Genomic DNA, 13,703 nt, shown 5'->3' with positions numbered 1-13,703 from the left:
CACTAAGGGACAGGACGATATGAAAGCATCGAAACTAACCATAATGGGCCTTGCGCTTCTTTTTACTGGTCTTACAGTTTGTAAGAAACCAGACGCAGAAGTGTCTGAAGCACCTAAAAAACCAGCAGATTTATCTGCGGTAGTCGTATTTGCGGTAGGAGATTCAAAAATCCAACACGCAGACCAAACAGAAGAAAAAGCGCATCTTGGTGCTCTTTTGAAATCCGGGGATAACGTAGTCACAGGCGACAATGGAAAAGTAGACATCCAATTTGCGGATGGATCGAGCATTCGTATCTCTCCTAAGTCCGCGATTGACTTTGCAAAACTCTCCCAAGACAACTCTGGAACTACAGACACACAAATTGCTCTAGTTTCTGGAAAGGTATTTGCGAAAGTCAACAAAGCGAAGAAAGAAGACAACTTTACTGTCGTTACACCAACTGCGATTGCGGGTGTGCGCGGAACGTCTTTTATCGTAGAAGCTGCTGATGGAAAACCTGCGAAAGTAAAAGTAGTTGATGGCGCGGTTGCATTTGCTCCACGAGTTCCTGCTTTAGAAAAACTTTCTACAGAAGAAATTTCTGGAAATGCTGACTTGAAAAAACTCCAAGAATCTTTAGCGAAAGCGGAAGTTATCTTAGAGAAAGACCAAGCATCCACTCAGTCTGCGAAATCTGCTGACCTTGCAAAATCTGCTGATATCAAAACTTTGGATTTGTCTAAAGCATTCAAAACTTCTGAGAAAGAAAAACTCGTTGTTGAAAACGCTAAATTGACTAAAAACGAAGAACAAGAAATCAAAACCATCGTGACAGTTGATAAAAAAACTGCAGAGGAAATTGTAAAACTTAGCGAATCAGCTCAAACTGAAAAGTTAGATGAGTTGAAAAAACAAGAAATTGATGCTAAGAGACAAGTGATTGAGCAAGAAGTTGCAAAACGCCAAGAAGAAGAGAAGAAAAAATTCGAAGAGTCTTTGGCTAACCAACCGAAAGAATTTAAATCTAAAAAAGACATCGTAAACTACTACGAAAGAATTGAGAAAATCGTTCTTGTCGATGGTAAAACAGTGATTGGAGCAATCATCAACCAAGAAAACGGACAGTTGATTGTTCACACTGAAAATGGGGTCAAAAAAATTGATATGGACAATGTAGAAGAAGTCATTTACGACCTTCAACAAAAATCCAAATTCTAAATAAACCAACCCTTAAGTAGAAAAGAAGCCTGGAGGAGAAATCCTTCGGGCTTTTTTTATGTACAAATGTTTGAGTATTACTGATTAAATTTCTTTGGATTGATACTCATTCCAGAGGATCCGGATGGTACTAATGAGGGGACTCGCTTCGATCAAAAGTAGGTTGGATTCGTATTTCACAAGTAAGGTGCTATTTCCAAACCGATCCATATCCCCCCATTCCACTTGTAAGTCAGAAGAATTAGAAAGTGCCTTTTGGATGAGGACTTTGACTTCATAATCAGAGAGTGGTTCTCCAATTTCACTTAAATCTTTTAAGATGGAGAGAAAGAACGTTTTGGCAAGTTCCTCTCTGAAGGTCTCCATTTGTTCTCCGTCCATATTTAATCTTTCGGATGAATTTGATCTTTATTCGGAAAAATATTCGTCCGCATGATAGGAAGAACGAACCAGTGGTCCAGAGGCAATGGTTTTGAATCCAATTTTGTAAGCCGTTTCTTTCCAAAATTCGAAAACTTCTGGTTTCACGAATTCTTGCACCGGGTAGTGGGTAGGGCCTGGTTGGAGGTATTGGCCAATGGTAAGCATCCGAACCCCGTGGGTATAAAGATCGTCTAAACACTGTTTTACGTCTTCTTCCTTTTCCCCCAGTCCTAAAATCAGTCCACTTTTTGTGAGAAATCCATGTTTGGAGATATGAGAAAGTACCTCTAAAGAACGTTTGTAGTTTTTTTGAGGAGTGATTGTGGGGAACAAACGTTCCACGGTTTCAATGTTATGGTTGATGATATTGGGTTTTGCATCATAAAGAATTTCTAAGGATTCTTCTTTGGCTTTAAAATCAGGGATTAAGACTTCAATGGAACATGTTGGAAGATAGGACTTAATTTTTGTGATGGTTTCGGCAAAATGAGTCGCCCCCCCATCTTTTAAATCGTCACGATTCACTGCTGTTAATACTACATGGCGGAGCCCTAGTTCCGCCACCGACCTTGCCACTCGTTCCGGTTCCTCTAAGTCGAGTGGTTTTGGTTTTCCAAAAGCCACATCACAGTATTGGCAGCGCCTTGTGCAGATATCTCCAGAAAGCATATAGGTGGCAGTCCTACGGTTCCAACAATGATTGAGGTTCGGGCAACTTGCTGATTCACAAACGGTATGTAGTTTTTTGGATTCTACCTCTTCCCTGACCTTGGATAGGGCATCACCCTCTGTAGGAAAACTGACTCGCACTTTCATCCACTCCGGGTGCACCGCTCGGGGGCTAATATTTTTAGAGCGAGGTTTCTTTTTTAGTGGATTCATACCTTCTTTAGACTTTTTGAAATGAGGCCACTTTGTAAAATGGAAAATCATGAGGATCAACGCATTTCTTGCCAAATTAGGTCTCGGTTCCCGTCGGAAAGTGGAAGAATTGGTCCTCGCTGGCCGAATCAAAGTGAATGGAAGTACCATTACGGATCTTTCCTTTCAAGTCACAGAATCTGATTCTGTTAGTTTTGATGGCAAATCGGTACAAATGGTAGAGGAATCTCTCAAACGACCGAAAATCATAGCCTTCAACAAACCGCCTGGATTTTTAACTTCCCACGAAGATAAGTTCCATGAGAATACCATCTTTTCGCTTCTGCCGGAAAGTTTCCAAAAATACAATTATGCGGGCCGTTTGGATTTAGATTCTCGTGGACTTTTACTTTTATCCATTGATGGGGATTTCATCCAAAAAGTCACACATCCCAGAAACAAAATTGATAAAGAATACATCATCAGTTTGAAACAACCTGTGGCTTGGAAACCAATTGCCGATGAATTTATGTTAGGTGTGAGAGAGGGTGGGGAAACACTTAGAGCACTTTCCGTAAAACCTGCCAATGTGGTTCCCGAAAAAACGAACCCTGGGTTTACTAGTTATCTCAGTATCATTTTAAAAGAAGGTAAAAAACGACAAATCCGCCGGATGTGTAAAGCTAAGGAAATGGTGGTTTTGGATCTCTATCGAATTCGGATCGGGAAGTTGGATTTGAGGGATTTTGTTCTGGAGGAAGGCAAATACAAAGTGGTTACCGAGGAGCAGGTTCTTGGGAAACCGGCTTCTTAATTTGGTTGAAGAATCCAATCCAGTCTTAAAATTGTGAGGTTAGGGGATTTGTGTTTTTGAAATCAAAACCGTTTTTACTGTATCCAGTAGTTCTTTTTCTATTTATCTTTCTTGTGGATAAAATTTTTCTTTTGCCAGTCTTTCATGATGAATTTCTCCAGGCAGGTAATTCCGTTTTTTATTTCCAAAGAAAGGTTTTAGAAAAAAGGCTTTTGAATGATCCGGAAGCTACGGAAAAAAAACTAGCACTAGTATTTGGAGATTCACGTTCTTATCCTTTTTCTGAACTAGGAATTCCCGATCCTTATAAAAAAAATTGGACTCTCTATAATTTTAGTAGCCCACAAGGAATTCCGATGAATTCCTATATCCAACTGAAAAAACTTTTGGATTTGGGAATCAAACCAGAGTTTGTCATTCTTTCTCTCAGTCCCGAAGCCTTTGATGATCACAAAGGGTTTATCCTTTCTCCATTTTTACGAATGGGTTGTGATAAAGATTGTTTGGACATCGTTTGGAAAGACATTCCTTTAAAAGAAAAATGGACTTACATCTTAGATAAAGTTTTTACCATTCGTAGTGTAGAACTCAATCTTTCTCTCTTTAGTTCACGCCTCAAAAGGGGGAAACTAAAAGAATATAAATCTTCTCATAACCAAGAATTCCAACTCATCAACTATACCAAAGGTGAATATTTGATGTATGGAGTGCAGTCCAATCCAGTAGAAAAAATCAAAAAAGATACACTTAGGATTGGAAGTCTGTATATGAGTAGTTACACTTTGGGAGAGTCTCAAAAACCTTATGTGGAAGCATTTTTAGAGCTCACTCGTAAAAACAAAATCAAAACTTTGGTTCTTTGGCCAAAAGTATATGGTGATTATTATCAGTATTTTGAAAAGTTTCATATAAAAGAAGTTTGGTGGGAGCCAATTGAATCTCTTTCCACTTCTTACGGTGCTTATACACTCAATTGGAACAAACCAGGAACTTGTGATTTATTTAATGATGCCTCTCATCAATCGGCATATTGTTTTATTGACCAAATGAAAGATATTTGGGTAAATTACGCTGAAAAATAGATTTAGGAACATTCCTTATAAAATCAAAGCTCCTCTTCGAGTGAGTCGTCCCAAAAGATCCCTTCGATTTGCGATTTGGAGTTTGATTAGTAGCAGTGTGGCCATCTGGTCAATTTTAGCCATTACGAACTTGTCTGGGCATTCTCTTCTGATTGGTTCTTTTGGAGCTACGGCTGTGTTACTTTTCGCTGTACCGGATGCACCGCTTTCCCAACCTAGAAATTTAATTGGCGGTCATTTGATCTCTGCCACCATTGCGGTCATCCTTGTGGCCACTCTCGGAACCAATTTTTTTACCATAGGATTTTCAGTGGGGCTTTCAATTTTTGTGATGTATATGTCTCACACCTTACACCCACCAGGTGGGGCGACGGCTATGATTGGAGTTCTTGGAGGAGTGGGAGTTGACTTTATTATTTTTCCCGTATTTATCGGGGTAATGATTTTACTTGTGAATGCGCTCGTAGTGAATAATTTGGTGCACCACCGAAAGTATCCGGTGGTGTGGTTGTAATTTTTTACCAGTTTAGTTTTTTAGAATCTTCTACGAATTTCGCAAGTCCACTGTCAGTGAGTGGGTGTTTGAAAAGCATTTCAAATACAGAGTAAGGAAGGGTCACACAATCTGCTCCGCGAAGGGCTACTTCTTTGAAGTGGATAGGGTGACGAACCGATGCTGCAAGGATTTGTGTTTCAATTCCATAGTTGTCATAAATGTCTCGGATTTCAGAAATGAGTTCCAATCCATCGTAACCAATATCATCCAAACGTCCCACAAAAGGAGAGATAAAACTAGCACCCGCTTTGGCAGCAAGTAGAGCTTGGTTGGCAGTGAAACAAAGAGTTACGTTGGTTCTAATTCCTTTTTCAGCAAATGCATTTACGGCTTTGATTCCTTCTGGAATGAGGGGAACTTTGACCACAACGTTTTCTGCAATTTTAGAAAGTTCTAAACCTTCTTTGATCATTGTGGGAGCATCAGTTGCAAGAACTTCTGCACTCACAGGTCCTTTAACAAAACTACAAATTTCTTTGATGACTTCCGTGAACTTACGGCCGGATTTTGCGATGATGGATGGGTTTGTGGTGATCCCGTCTAGGAGGCCAAGTTCATGGACTTTTTTGATTTCGTCAATGTTGGCTGTGTCTAAAAATAAATTCATTTTGCCTCGTATGGATGGCTTGGATTGCCAAGCCTCACGAGACAGGGTAACTACGGGATTAAATCCCGCAAGGTTTTTGTTTCTTGAACGCTGAAGAAATCGACATAATCCTTAGCGATCACCTCTTTTAAGTTGGCGGAAAAGTAATCAATCCGACGTGTGTAAGGAGCTTTTTTGTATCCTTCTCTCCAAACGACGGCAAATCCACCGCGAGGAGGGTTCTCTCGTCTTTCTACAAGTTCCCAAATGGCAGCCCCGGAAACCTTATCGTCGCCAATGGCTTCCTTTCTGGGTTTCCCGTATTTCTTTTCCATTTTCTCTTTAATTTTTTCAGAAGGGACAAGATTGAAAGTCACTCCAACGGAGAATAGGATTCCATTTTCACGAAATTCTGTTTGTCCATCAATGGATGGATCAGATTCGGTAGCGCCTTCTCGTTTCGGGCGCACTTCTTTGAGTAATTCCGGTGTTTTATAAAAACGGTAAAGGTAGAAGATTCCATTCCGTTTGATGAGAAGGCTTTCCTCTTTTTTTTCATTTAAGAGTTCAATCTTTTCCTTTGATTCCGGATTGGTAGCCATAGACAAAAATTTTTCACGGATGGATTCAAAGGTCATCCCCCAAGAAGCTTCTGCAAATCCATCCAAACTATTGGGCATTTCTGTTTGGGCGCTAAGAAGTCCAGGGAGTAGGAAAAGAAGGAAAATCAGATATTTCTTCATATGATTTCTATCGGACAAAGTTTCGAAAAAGAGAACCTGTTTCTTACTTAAAATCATCTCGGAAAGGGTCGTCCCCCAAACCAAACTCATCGGTTTCTTCCGTGAATGGCCCTTCGTCTTCCTCTTCCCAACCATTCTCCTGTACTGAGCCCGAAGCCGCGGAAGGTGCACCCCAATCATCCTCGGATTCATAGGAATAGGAAGAATCATTCTCTTCAAAACTCATCCCGTAGATGGGTTCCCGGTTCCAAAGGAAAACGAGAACCGGAATTTGTAAAAGGAGAAGTAACAAATAAAATAAAAAGAAAAGGTCTCGGTCGAGGCCGTAGTGGACTGCACCCGCAGATAAATTTCCTAAGGCAAGACCGGAGAGTGTTGGTTTGGCGAGTGCGAGGTATTTTTCACCACGATAAGCCTCTTTTAAAAAAGGAAAGGAAAAGAAAAGAGCCAAAAAGAAAATCGGCATATGGAAGATATGTTCGAAAGGCCCAGGGCCCTTTTCTCCAAGGACGGATCCAAGAAGGGACCAAAGCCAAACGAGGAGGGCACTACCGAAAAATGCCCCGACCCCATAAACTAAATTTCCTCCCGATTCCAAAACGTCCAAACAAATGCGGAATACGTCCCCGCGAATCTCTGTTAGTTCTTCTCTGCGGTAATTAGTTTTTTTTGAAAAGAATAGTATCTTTACATAATAAACTAATACGGCTGTCACCAAACCAAAGAAAGTGAGAAATAGGAGGAAAAGAAAAAATTCCATTAGTGGCGGAAATGCCTCATTCCAGTGAAAACCATAATCAGTCCATGTTCATCAGCTGCTTGGATGACTTCTTCATCACGGATGGATCCACCTGGTTGGATGATGGCTTTTGCCCCCACTTTGGCGATGGCATCAATTCCATCACGGAAAGGAAAGAAGGCATCACTACCCACATAAGATCCGACAACAGAAAGTCCTACTTTTTGAGCTTTCATCGCACCGAGTTCCACAGAATCCACACGAGACATTTGACCCGCACCAATTCCCAGTGTTGAGTTTTGGTCTGTATAAACAATGGCGTTGGATTTGATAAACTTCACACAGTTCCAAGCAAACATCAATCCTTCCAAGTCATCTGCAGTAGGTTGTTTTTTCGAAACAATTTTCAGTTTGTCTTTTGTGATGAGATCATAGTCACGATTTTGGATGAGAAGTCCGTGATGGAGAGAACGTAAATCGAGTTCATCCAAAGCTTCGTCAAATTTTGCAATAGGGATCAAACGAATGTTAGGTTTTTTCCCGAAAATTTCCAAGGCTTCCTCTGAAAAACTTTCAGCAATCACACCTTCCACAAAGTTCTTTGTGATTTCCTCTGCCGCATCTTTTTCCACTCGGCCATGGATTCCAATGATTCCACCAAAAGCAGAAATTGGATCTGTTTTTCTTGCTAGTTCAAAGGATTCGAGGACGTTTTCCCCAAATGCAATCCCACATGGGTTTAAGTGTTTTACGATCGAAACCGCATTTTTGGGAAGTAGGCTCGCTACATGGAAGGCTGCATCAAAATCCAACATATTGTTGAAGGAGAGTTCTTTTCCTTGTAAGGCTTCAAACTGTGATTTGATAAAAAGCGGTTCATAAAACGCAGCGTCTTGGTGTGGGTTTTCACCATACCTAAGTTTTTGTTTTTTGTTAAAGGCAAAAGTGATTTTATCAGGGTATTTGATATCCAACTTTTTGTTAAAGAAAGTGGAGATGGCTGAGTCGTAAGAAGCAGTTTCTGAAAATACTTTGGCCGCGTACTGAAATGCGGTCTCTCTTGATACTTTTCCTTTGTTTGCCGTAAACTCGGATTGGAAAGATTCGTAGTCTTTGGGGTCAGTAAGAACCACTACATTTTTATGGTTTTTTGCCGCCGAACGAAGCATAGACGGCCCACCGATATCGATGTTTTCGATCGCATCTTCAAGGGTTACATCTGGTTTCATAACTGTTTTGACAAATGGGTAAAGGTTCACAATTACAAGAGTGATGGGAACAATTCCATTACTTTCCATCTGTTTCACATGGTCTGGGTTTGTTGTGTCACCAAGAAGGCCACCATGAATTTTCGGATGGAGGGTTTTCACACGGCCATGTAGGATTTCTGGAAAACCAGTAAACTCATCTACTTTTTTGACAGGAATTCCTGCTTTGGAGAGGGCATCATAAGTTCCACCTGTGGAAAGAATTTCCACTCCGTTTTTGGCGAGGAAGGAACATATCTCCGTAATTCCGGCTTTGTCGGATACGGATACGAGTGCTCGTTTGATTTCGATCATTTTAGGATTTCTACCTTTCGTTCTTTGATTTTTAATTTATCTTCACAAAACAGTTGTATAGCGAGCGGAAGGATTTTATGTTCTTCCGCAAGGATTGCAAGGGATAGTTCTTTTTCAGTCCATTCGGGGGCAATGGCAATCGCTTTTTGCAAAATGATGGGACCTGTATCCACACCTTCTTCCACAAAGTGAACCGTACAACCTGCAACCTTGACCCCATAATCCAATGCTTGTTTTTGGGAATCGAGGCCAGGAAAGGCGGGGAGAAGACTTGGATGGACATTGATGATCCTATTTCTGAACCTGCGAACAAATTCTGGTTTCAGAATTCGCATATATCCGCAGGCCACAATCAGATCTGGGTCGAGAGTTTCCACTTCCGCTAGTAAGTCCTTATGGTAATCGATCTTTTGGGGATAGGTAACATAGGGAATGACCTTTGTGGGGATTCCAAAGGATTTGGCGATGCCTAGGGCTTTTGCTTCCGGGTTGTCTGTCACAAGGGCCACCAGGTCGGACTTTAGCTTTTTTTTACGAATGTACTCGACGGAAGCGGTAAAATTGGACCCTCTTCCCGAGGCCAAAAAAACTACACGTTTTATTTTTCCCATGTGATATTCTAAGAATATTCACTTGGGTCATTAAGCAAGTATCCTTTTTGGTCGATGGGAATACTCAGGAGAAAAAAATGTCGCTTGCGAGAAAAACTGGTGCCTCTGCTTACAATGAATACAAAGCCAATGAGATATCTACCGTTAGCCAAATCAAACTGATTGTGATGCTCTTTGACGGAGCCATCCGATTCCTAGGTGTGGCAAAAGACAATATGACTCCTCGAAAATACGATGTTGTGAACAACAATATCATCAAAACCCAAGACATCATCACAGAACTCTTACTTTCTCTCAATATGGAAGAGGGGAAAGAAGTCGCAAACAATCTACTGTCCTTATATGTTTATTTGAAAAAACGTTTGCTCGAAGCCAATATGCGTAAGGACAAAGCCATCATCGAAGAGTGTATCAAAATCCTGATCGAGTTAAAAATCTCTTGGGAAGAGTTAGAGAAAAAGGACACTCCGAATCCTAGTGCAGCACCTGGCACACGACCTACAGGAATTTCCATCACCGGTTAATCTAAAAAGTTATGATTTCTTCCAAACACTCATTCAAACAACTTCTGGAAAAAAAGATCCAATATTTAGATTCACTCATCACCAATCTGAAACGAGAAGAAGAACTTCTGTCTTATCGTGATGCAGATTCGGCTGTAAAAATTGAATTTAAAAATGAAATCATTGTTCGGAAATTGGAAGCTGTTGACCGGGAACTTTGGGAAAAAGGGGATAAAGAAATTCATACGGAAGAAGAAATTGCCATTTCTGAAACTGTATTCCAACGTTTGGATGAAGCAAGAAATCTGCAAGAGAAGGTACAAGAATTACTTGTTTTCGAAATGAATGAGAGTAAAAAAGAATATTGGGAATTCAGTATCAAACGTAGATTGAAATCGCATTTGGTGCAATCTTCTGGCCTCTCATGGACAAAAAATTACTGTTAAATGATTCCCTTCACTTTTTAGGCCTTGGCCCAGGGTTTACCGAATCTGAACTCAAAGAATCTTATCATAAACTAGCCAAAAAATATCACCCTGATTCGGGTGAGTTTACTAGCGATGTGATGTTTGTGGAACTAAACAAACATTATGAATCCTTAAAGGATCATCTTCTCATCCATCCCGAAGAGGAAACTTTTTCCTTCGGAAGTGGGGAGGCTTCTGATCCAAAAATACAAACTTCCAAACCATCCAAAGATCCAGTTTTCCATGAATACAAAATGGCTAAGGAAAAGGAAACTGAGGCGATCTTACGATATTATGAAAAACGAAATCTTCATCCCATAGAACTTTCGGAAAACTTAAATAAGGAATTGATCCAACTCAGAAAAGATTTGGAACCTGTTCTTTCTGTCTATGTGGAGATTTTAAAAAACCATTCCACAAGTCTTTGGGCAAACGATGCCAAAGATTCTTTGGAACGACTCCGCGTTTGGTTGCGTTAAATAAAAAAGCCGGGCTTAGTTCCCGGCTTTTTCTGTTTTTGTTACGGTGTTGGTGCTGCTGCTTCCCCGCCCACAAGGCCAAGAGAGATCTCAGGAATCCAACTGATCAGGATAAGGCCAATGAGAAATAACCCCACAATAGGAGCTACCGATTGGATGACTTTACCTAACGGTTGTTTGAAGATTCCAGAAGCCACAAATAAGTTCACACCCACTGGTGGTGTTAAGTAACCAATTTCCAAGTTCACAATCATAATGATTCCGAAGTGAACCGGATTGATTCCATAGTTGACTGCCATTGGTGCCAGTAACGGTGCAAGAACGAGAATGGCACTCATAATATCCATAAACATTCCCACGATGAGTAACAGAATGTTCACACCGATGAGGAAGGTCACAGGGCTTGAGATTTGCCCAGACATAGTCGCCACGAGATTCTGAGGAATTTCGTTTTCGATCATGAACTTATTCAAACTCACAGCCAAAATCAAAATGAGGAATAGAATTCCGAGCATCTCCGCACTTTCTGCCATGATTTTAGGGATCTTAGGGAAACTAAGTTCTTTGTGAATGAACACTTCCACTAAGATGGCATAAAATACCGCAATAGCTGCCGATTCTGTCGCTGTAAAAAATCCAGAATAGATTCCCCCAAGAATGACCACTGGCATAAGAAGGGCAAGAACACCTTCTTTCCAAGCGGTACGGATTTCTGCCCAGTCCCATTTGCCACGTCCTATATTTCCTGCGCGAAATACAGAATAAATCATAAGAAGAGACATGAGTAAAATTCCAGGACCAATCCCTGCGATGAAAAGATCCGTCACAGAAACTCCCACCATAATTGCATACACAATCATAGGAATGCTCGGCGGAATGATGATTCCAAGAGTTCCCCCAGAGGCAAGAAGGCCCATGGAAAACTGCGTTGGGTATCCGGCTTTGGTGAGGGAAGGATACATCAGACCACCAATGGCAATGAGAGTCACCGGTGAAGATCCAGAAATGGCAGCAAAGATCCCACAAGAAAATACCCCTGCAATGGCAAGGCCGGCAGGAATGGGTGCTGTCATCGCTTGGGCAATCCGAATGAGTCGCCGTGCAATACTTCCATGGGTCATCAAATTCCCTGCGATGATAAAAAGAGGAATCGCAAGAAGGATTTCTTTATCACCCGCAAAGAACAAATCTCCAATGATACTATTGAGTTCTTGGAAAGACTCAAGAGGAGGGTCTGGTAAAAAATAATAACAATACACAGTGATGGCACCCATAAGTACGATGAGTGGTTGCCTGAGTAAAATTAAAGCAAGTAAGAGTAGGAGTATTCCCCAAGAACCCATTAGTGATTCCCCCGTGAATTAGATTCGGAAAGTTCTTTTTCCGCAAGTTCCAAAGCTTCTGTAGCTTCATTGATATCGGAAGGAATGAGTGCTGGAAAAATTCCGTAACACAAATGTCTGAAACCCATAGAGAGAAAGATGTAAGGAAAAATAACTTGTACTTTCCATAAGTGAATCTCCGTTACAGGATTCACTTCATCTAAGGTGATACTTTCTAGAACATAAATGACAGATAGGTATGCGAGAAATAAAAAGAAAAAAGAAATTACCCACTGTTCGATTACCTTAACATAAGGTAAAAGTTTTTTTGGTAATACTTTGTCTGCAATTTCAGGACGAAGGTGTGAACCCTTTGCACTCGCAAGAGCAGAACCGAAAAGTCCACCCCATAACATAAAATAGAGGGAAAGTTTTTGTGCCCAAATGATCCCACCAAGGCCGAGCCACTCAATAAATCCTGTGGATCCGCTATGAATGGATTCTGCAATGTAAACACTCCAATCTCCCATAAAACCGGCAATACCAGTATTGGGATAGGCTTCCGTGATTTCTATGATCCAATTAAAAACTTTATCGATTACCTCTCGTTTGGAAACGTCAGCAATCATGAGAAGAGTGAGCAGAAGGAAACAGATTCCCCCCGCCCATTTCTCGCCGAAACTTAAAGTATTTAGAATTCGTTCGACGAATTTCATGTATCTATATCCTTCCTTAACTTATCCGCCGCAAGCTGCTTTAGCTTTTTGGATTTTGTCGTAGATCGATTTGGATTGACCGCCGATTTTTCCAACCACTTGGCCTGAAACGGCAGTGGCTGCAGACTTAAACCCAGCTAAATCAGCTTTACTAGGCTCATAAACTACCACATCCGCTTTCTTCAGTGTAGCAATCATGTTCTTCTCGATGGAACGAACGGCTTGTCTTGCACCTGGAGCGAGTTTGTTTCCTTCACCCATAAGAGTTTTCTTTTGGTCATCATTCAGAGTGTCCCAAAACTTTTTGGAATAAAGGATGGCTGCTGGTTGGTAAATATGGCGAGTCAAAGTAAAATACTTAATCGCTGTTTGCCATTCTGCTGCCAAAGTGAAAAGAGGAGTGTTATCAAATCCTTCTACCACACCTGTTTGGAGAGATGGAAGAACTTCTGGAATGGCAATAGGAATTCCACTCACACCTAATTGTTTCCAATAAGCAATATGAACAGGAGATTCTTGGATTCTGATTTTAACACCTTTTAGATCTTCTGGTGTTTTTACGGGAGCGGATTTGGTTCCAATCGAACGGTAACCGTTTTCTGCCCAAGTAACAAAGATGAGACCTTTTGCTTCAAATAATTTACGAAAGTCTTCTTGTAAATGGTCATCAAGAACACAGTCCGCTTGCGCGTAAGAATCAAATAGATAAGGGATCTCGAGAACATTGAGTTCCTTTACTGTGTTTGCAAGTGCACCTGCGGTAAGACCAGCACCTTGTAGTTTCCCACGGATGACCTGTTGGAGGATTTCGTTTTCTCCACCCATCTGTCCACCAGGATAAATTTTAAACTTAATTTGGCCTTGGGATTCTGATTCAATTTTCTTTTTGATTTTAGCAAGTTCGTTCGCCCACGGAGATCCTTCAGGTGCTACTGTTGCCAACTTAACGGTTGTTTGGGCAAATAAACCCCCACTGATCGTGAGGGCCAAACTTACACAAACTAAATACTTTAATTGTCTTAAAAACATCTAGTTCTC

At 41.0% G+C, this 13,703-nt stretch carries 17 protein-coding genes; 7 read left to right on the top strand and 10 right to left on the bottom strand.

Annotation, left to right across the window (positions count from 1 at the left end):
* Window positions 1–19 precede the first annotated feature (19 nt).
* The gene (locus tag EHQ16_RS17885) at window positions 20–1,201 is read left to right on the top strand and encodes a lipoprotein LipL45 (protein WP_135632537.1); all 1,182 of its coding nucleotides are present in this window, start codon (window positions 20–22) and stop codon (window positions 1,199–1,201) included.
* Window positions 1,202–1,285: 84 nt separating this feature from the next.
* Here EHQ16_RS17885 and EHQ16_RS17880 read toward each other — a convergent pair whose 3' ends face one another.
* Both EHQ16_RS17880 and lipA read right to left on the bottom strand, forming a co-directional pair.
* A complete protein-coding gene (locus EHQ16_RS17880) occupies window positions 1,286–1,582 on the bottom strand; it encodes a hypothetical protein (protein WP_135632535.1) in 297 nt (98 codons plus the stop codon).
* A gap of 27 nt (window positions 1,583–1,609) precedes the next feature.
* Window positions 1,610–2,506 carry a lipoyl synthase gene (gene lipA, locus EHQ16_RS17875; protein WP_167482677.1) on the bottom strand — a complete coding sequence of 299 codons (897 nt, stop codon included), beginning with the start codon at window positions 2,504–2,506 and terminating at the stop codon, window positions 1,610–1,612.
* 49 nt (window positions 2,507–2,555) lie between these two features.
* Between lipA and EHQ16_RS17870 the strand changes: the two genes are divergently transcribed.
* The 3 genes from EHQ16_RS17870 to EHQ16_RS17860 are packed head-to-tail and all read left to right on the top strand — an operon-like array spanning window position 2,556 to window position 4,895.
* Complete coding sequence (locus tag EHQ16_RS17870; protein ID WP_135632531.1) at window positions 2,556–3,299, top strand: pseudouridine synthase; 744 nt, start codon at window positions 2,556–2,558, stop codon at window positions 3,297–3,299.
* Window positions 3,300–3,355: 56 nt separating this feature from the next.
* A complete protein-coding gene (locus EHQ16_RS17865) occupies window positions 3,356–4,381 on the top strand; it encodes a DUF1574 domain-containing protein (RefSeq protein WP_135632529.1) in 1,026 nt (341 codons plus the stop codon).
* Between the two features lie 40 nt (window positions 4,382–4,421).
* Complete coding sequence (locus EHQ16_RS17860) at window positions 4,422–4,895, top strand: HPP family protein (protein ID WP_244242136.1); 474 nt, start codon at window positions 4,422–4,424, stop codon at window positions 4,893–4,895.
* 4 nt (window positions 4,896–4,899) lie between these two features.
* On the opposite strand, the gene fsa is transcribed toward EHQ16_RS17860, so the two are convergent.
* The 5 genes from fsa to purN are packed head-to-tail and all read right to left on the bottom strand — an operon-like array spanning window position 4,900 to window position 9,178.
* Entirely contained in the window at window positions 4,900–5,544 is a 645-nt protein-coding gene (gene fsa, locus EHQ16_RS17855; protein WP_100790271.1) for a fructose-6-phosphate aldolase, read from the bottom strand.
* A gap of 50 nt (window positions 5,545–5,594) precedes the next feature.
* A complete protein-coding gene (locus EHQ16_RS17850; protein ID WP_167482676.1) occupies window positions 5,595–6,266 on the bottom strand; it encodes a hypothetical protein in 672 nt (223 codons plus the stop codon).
* 43 nt (window positions 6,267–6,309) lie between these two features.
* Window positions 6,310–7,026, bottom strand: coding sequence for a hypothetical protein (locus tag EHQ16_RS17845; RefSeq protein ID WP_135632525.1), 717 nt, complete (start codon window positions 7,024–7,026; stop codon window positions 6,310–6,312).
* A complete protein-coding gene (purH, locus tag EHQ16_RS17840) occupies window positions 7,026–8,567 on the bottom strand; it encodes a bifunctional phosphoribosylaminoimidazolecarboxamide formyltransferase/IMP cyclohydrolase (protein ID WP_135600524.1) in 1,542 nt (513 codons plus the stop codon). The genes EHQ16_RS17845 and purH overlap by 1 nt, the downstream gene beginning before the upstream one ends.
* A complete protein-coding gene (purN, locus tag EHQ16_RS17835; RefSeq protein WP_135632523.1) occupies window positions 8,564–9,178 on the bottom strand; it encodes a phosphoribosylglycinamide formyltransferase in 615 nt (204 codons plus the stop codon). The genes purH and purN overlap by 4 nt, the downstream gene beginning before the upstream one ends.
* Before the next feature lie 77 nt (window positions 9,179–9,255).
* Between purN and fliS the strand changes: the two genes are divergently transcribed.
* From fliS to EHQ16_RS17820, 3 genes are read left to right on the top strand one after another with little or no spacing between them, the layout of a single operon-like run.
* Window positions 9,256–9,702 carry a flagellar export chaperone FliS gene (fliS, locus tag EHQ16_RS17830; RefSeq protein ID WP_135632521.1) on the top strand — a complete coding sequence of 149 codons (447 nt, stop codon included), beginning with the start codon at window positions 9,256–9,258 and terminating at the stop codon, window positions 9,700–9,702.
* Between the two features lie 11 nt (window positions 9,703–9,713).
* The gene (locus tag EHQ16_RS17825) at window positions 9,714–10,127 is read left to right on the top strand and encodes a flagellar protein FlgN (RefSeq protein WP_135632519.1); all 414 of its coding nucleotides are present in this window, start codon (window positions 9,714–9,716) and stop codon (window positions 10,125–10,127) included.
* Window positions 10,106–10,627 (top strand): J domain-containing protein, encoded by a 522-nt coding sequence (locus EHQ16_RS17820; protein WP_135632517.1) that lies wholly within the window; start codon window positions 10,106–10,108, stop codon window positions 10,625–10,627. Before EHQ16_RS17825 ends, EHQ16_RS17820 begins: the two co-directional genes overlap by 22 nt.
* 41 nt (window positions 10,628–10,668) lie before the next feature.
* On the opposite strand, the gene EHQ16_RS17815 is transcribed toward EHQ16_RS17820, so the two are convergent.
* The 3 genes from EHQ16_RS17815 to dctP are packed head-to-tail and all read right to left on the bottom strand — an operon-like array spanning window position 10,669 to window position 13,694.
* Complete coding sequence (locus EHQ16_RS17815; RefSeq protein ID WP_135632515.1) at window positions 10,669–11,970, bottom strand: TRAP transporter large permease; 1,302 nt, start codon at window positions 11,968–11,970, stop codon at window positions 10,669–10,671.
* Window positions 11,970–12,665: a TRAP transporter small permease gene (locus EHQ16_RS17810; RefSeq protein WP_135632513.1), complete on the bottom strand. Its 696-nt coding sequence runs from the start codon at window positions 12,663–12,665 to the stop codon at window positions 11,970–11,972. Before EHQ16_RS17810 ends, EHQ16_RS17815 begins: the two co-directional genes overlap by 1 nt.
* A 21-nt stretch (window positions 12,666–12,686) precedes the next feature.
* Window positions 12,687–13,694 carry a TRAP transporter substrate-binding protein DctP gene (gene dctP / locus EHQ16_RS17805; protein ID WP_135632511.1) on the bottom strand — a complete coding sequence of 336 codons (1,008 nt, stop codon included), beginning with the start codon at window positions 13,692–13,694 and terminating at the stop codon, window positions 12,687–12,689.
* Window positions 13,695–13,703 lie beyond the last annotated feature (9 nt).

The organism is Leptospira kanakyensis, assembly GCF_004769235.1.
Taxonomy (GTDB): domain Bacteria; phylum Spirochaetota; class Leptospiria; order Leptospirales; family Leptospiraceae; genus Leptospira_A; species Leptospira_A kanakyensis.
This window is presented reverse-complemented; position numbering and strand designations above follow the sequence as displayed.

Excerpts from the sequence above, each read along its gene's own strand:
- EHQ16_RS17885 (WP_135632537.1), top strand. The coding sequence starts at position 20 with ATGAAAGCATCGAAACTAACCATAATGGGCCTTGCGCTTCTTTTTACT.
- EHQ16_RS17880 (WP_135632535.1), bottom strand. The coding sequence starts at position 1,582 with ATGGACGGAGAACAAATGGAGACCTTCAGAGAGGAACTTGCCAAAACG.
- lipA (WP_167482677.1), bottom strand. The coding sequence starts at position 2,506 with ATGAATCCACTAAAAAAGAAACCTCGCTCTAAAAATATTAGCCCCCGA.
- EHQ16_RS17870 (WP_135632531.1), top strand. The coding sequence starts at position 2,556 with ATGAGGATCAACGCATTTCTTGCCAAATTAGGTCTCGGTTCCCGTCGG.
- fsa (WP_100790271.1), bottom strand. The coding sequence starts at position 5,544 with ATGAATTTATTTTTAGACACAGCCAACATTGACGAAATCAAAAAAGTC.
- EHQ16_RS17850 (WP_167482676.1), bottom strand. The coding sequence starts at position 6,266 with ATGAAGAAATATCTGATTTTCCTTCTTTTCCTACTCCCTGGACTTCTT.
- EHQ16_RS17845 (WP_135632525.1), bottom strand. The coding sequence starts at position 7,026 with ATGGAATTTTTTCTTTTCCTCCTATTTCTCACTTTCTTTGGTTTGGTG.
- purH (WP_135600524.1), bottom strand. The coding sequence starts at position 8,567 with ATGATCGAAATCAAACGAGCACTCGTATCCGTATCCGACAAAGCCGGA.
- purN (WP_135632523.1), bottom strand. The coding sequence starts at position 9,178 with ATGGGAAAAATAAAACGTGTAGTTTTTTTGGCCTCGGGAAGAGGGTCC.
- fliS (WP_135632521.1), top strand. The coding sequence starts at position 9,256 with ATGTCGCTTGCGAGAAAAACTGGTGCCTCTGCTTACAATGAATACAAA.
- EHQ16_RS17825 (WP_135632519.1), top strand. The coding sequence starts at position 9,714 with ATGATTTCTTCCAAACACTCATTCAAACAACTTCTGGAAAAAAAGATC.
- EHQ16_RS17820 (WP_135632517.1), top strand. The coding sequence starts at position 10,106 with ATGGACAAAAAATTACTGTTAAATGATTCCCTTCACTTTTTAGGCCTT.
- EHQ16_RS17815 (WP_135632515.1), bottom strand. The coding sequence starts at position 11,970 with ATGGGTTCTTGGGGAATACTCCTACTCTTACTTGCTTTAATTTTACTC.
- EHQ16_RS17810 (WP_135632513.1), bottom strand. The coding sequence starts at position 12,665 with ATGAAATTCGTCGAACGAATTCTAAATACTTTAAGTTTCGGCGAGAAA.
- dctP (WP_135632511.1), bottom strand. The coding sequence starts at position 13,694 with ATGTTTTTAAGACAATTAAAGTATTTAGTTTGTGTAAGTTTGGCCCTC.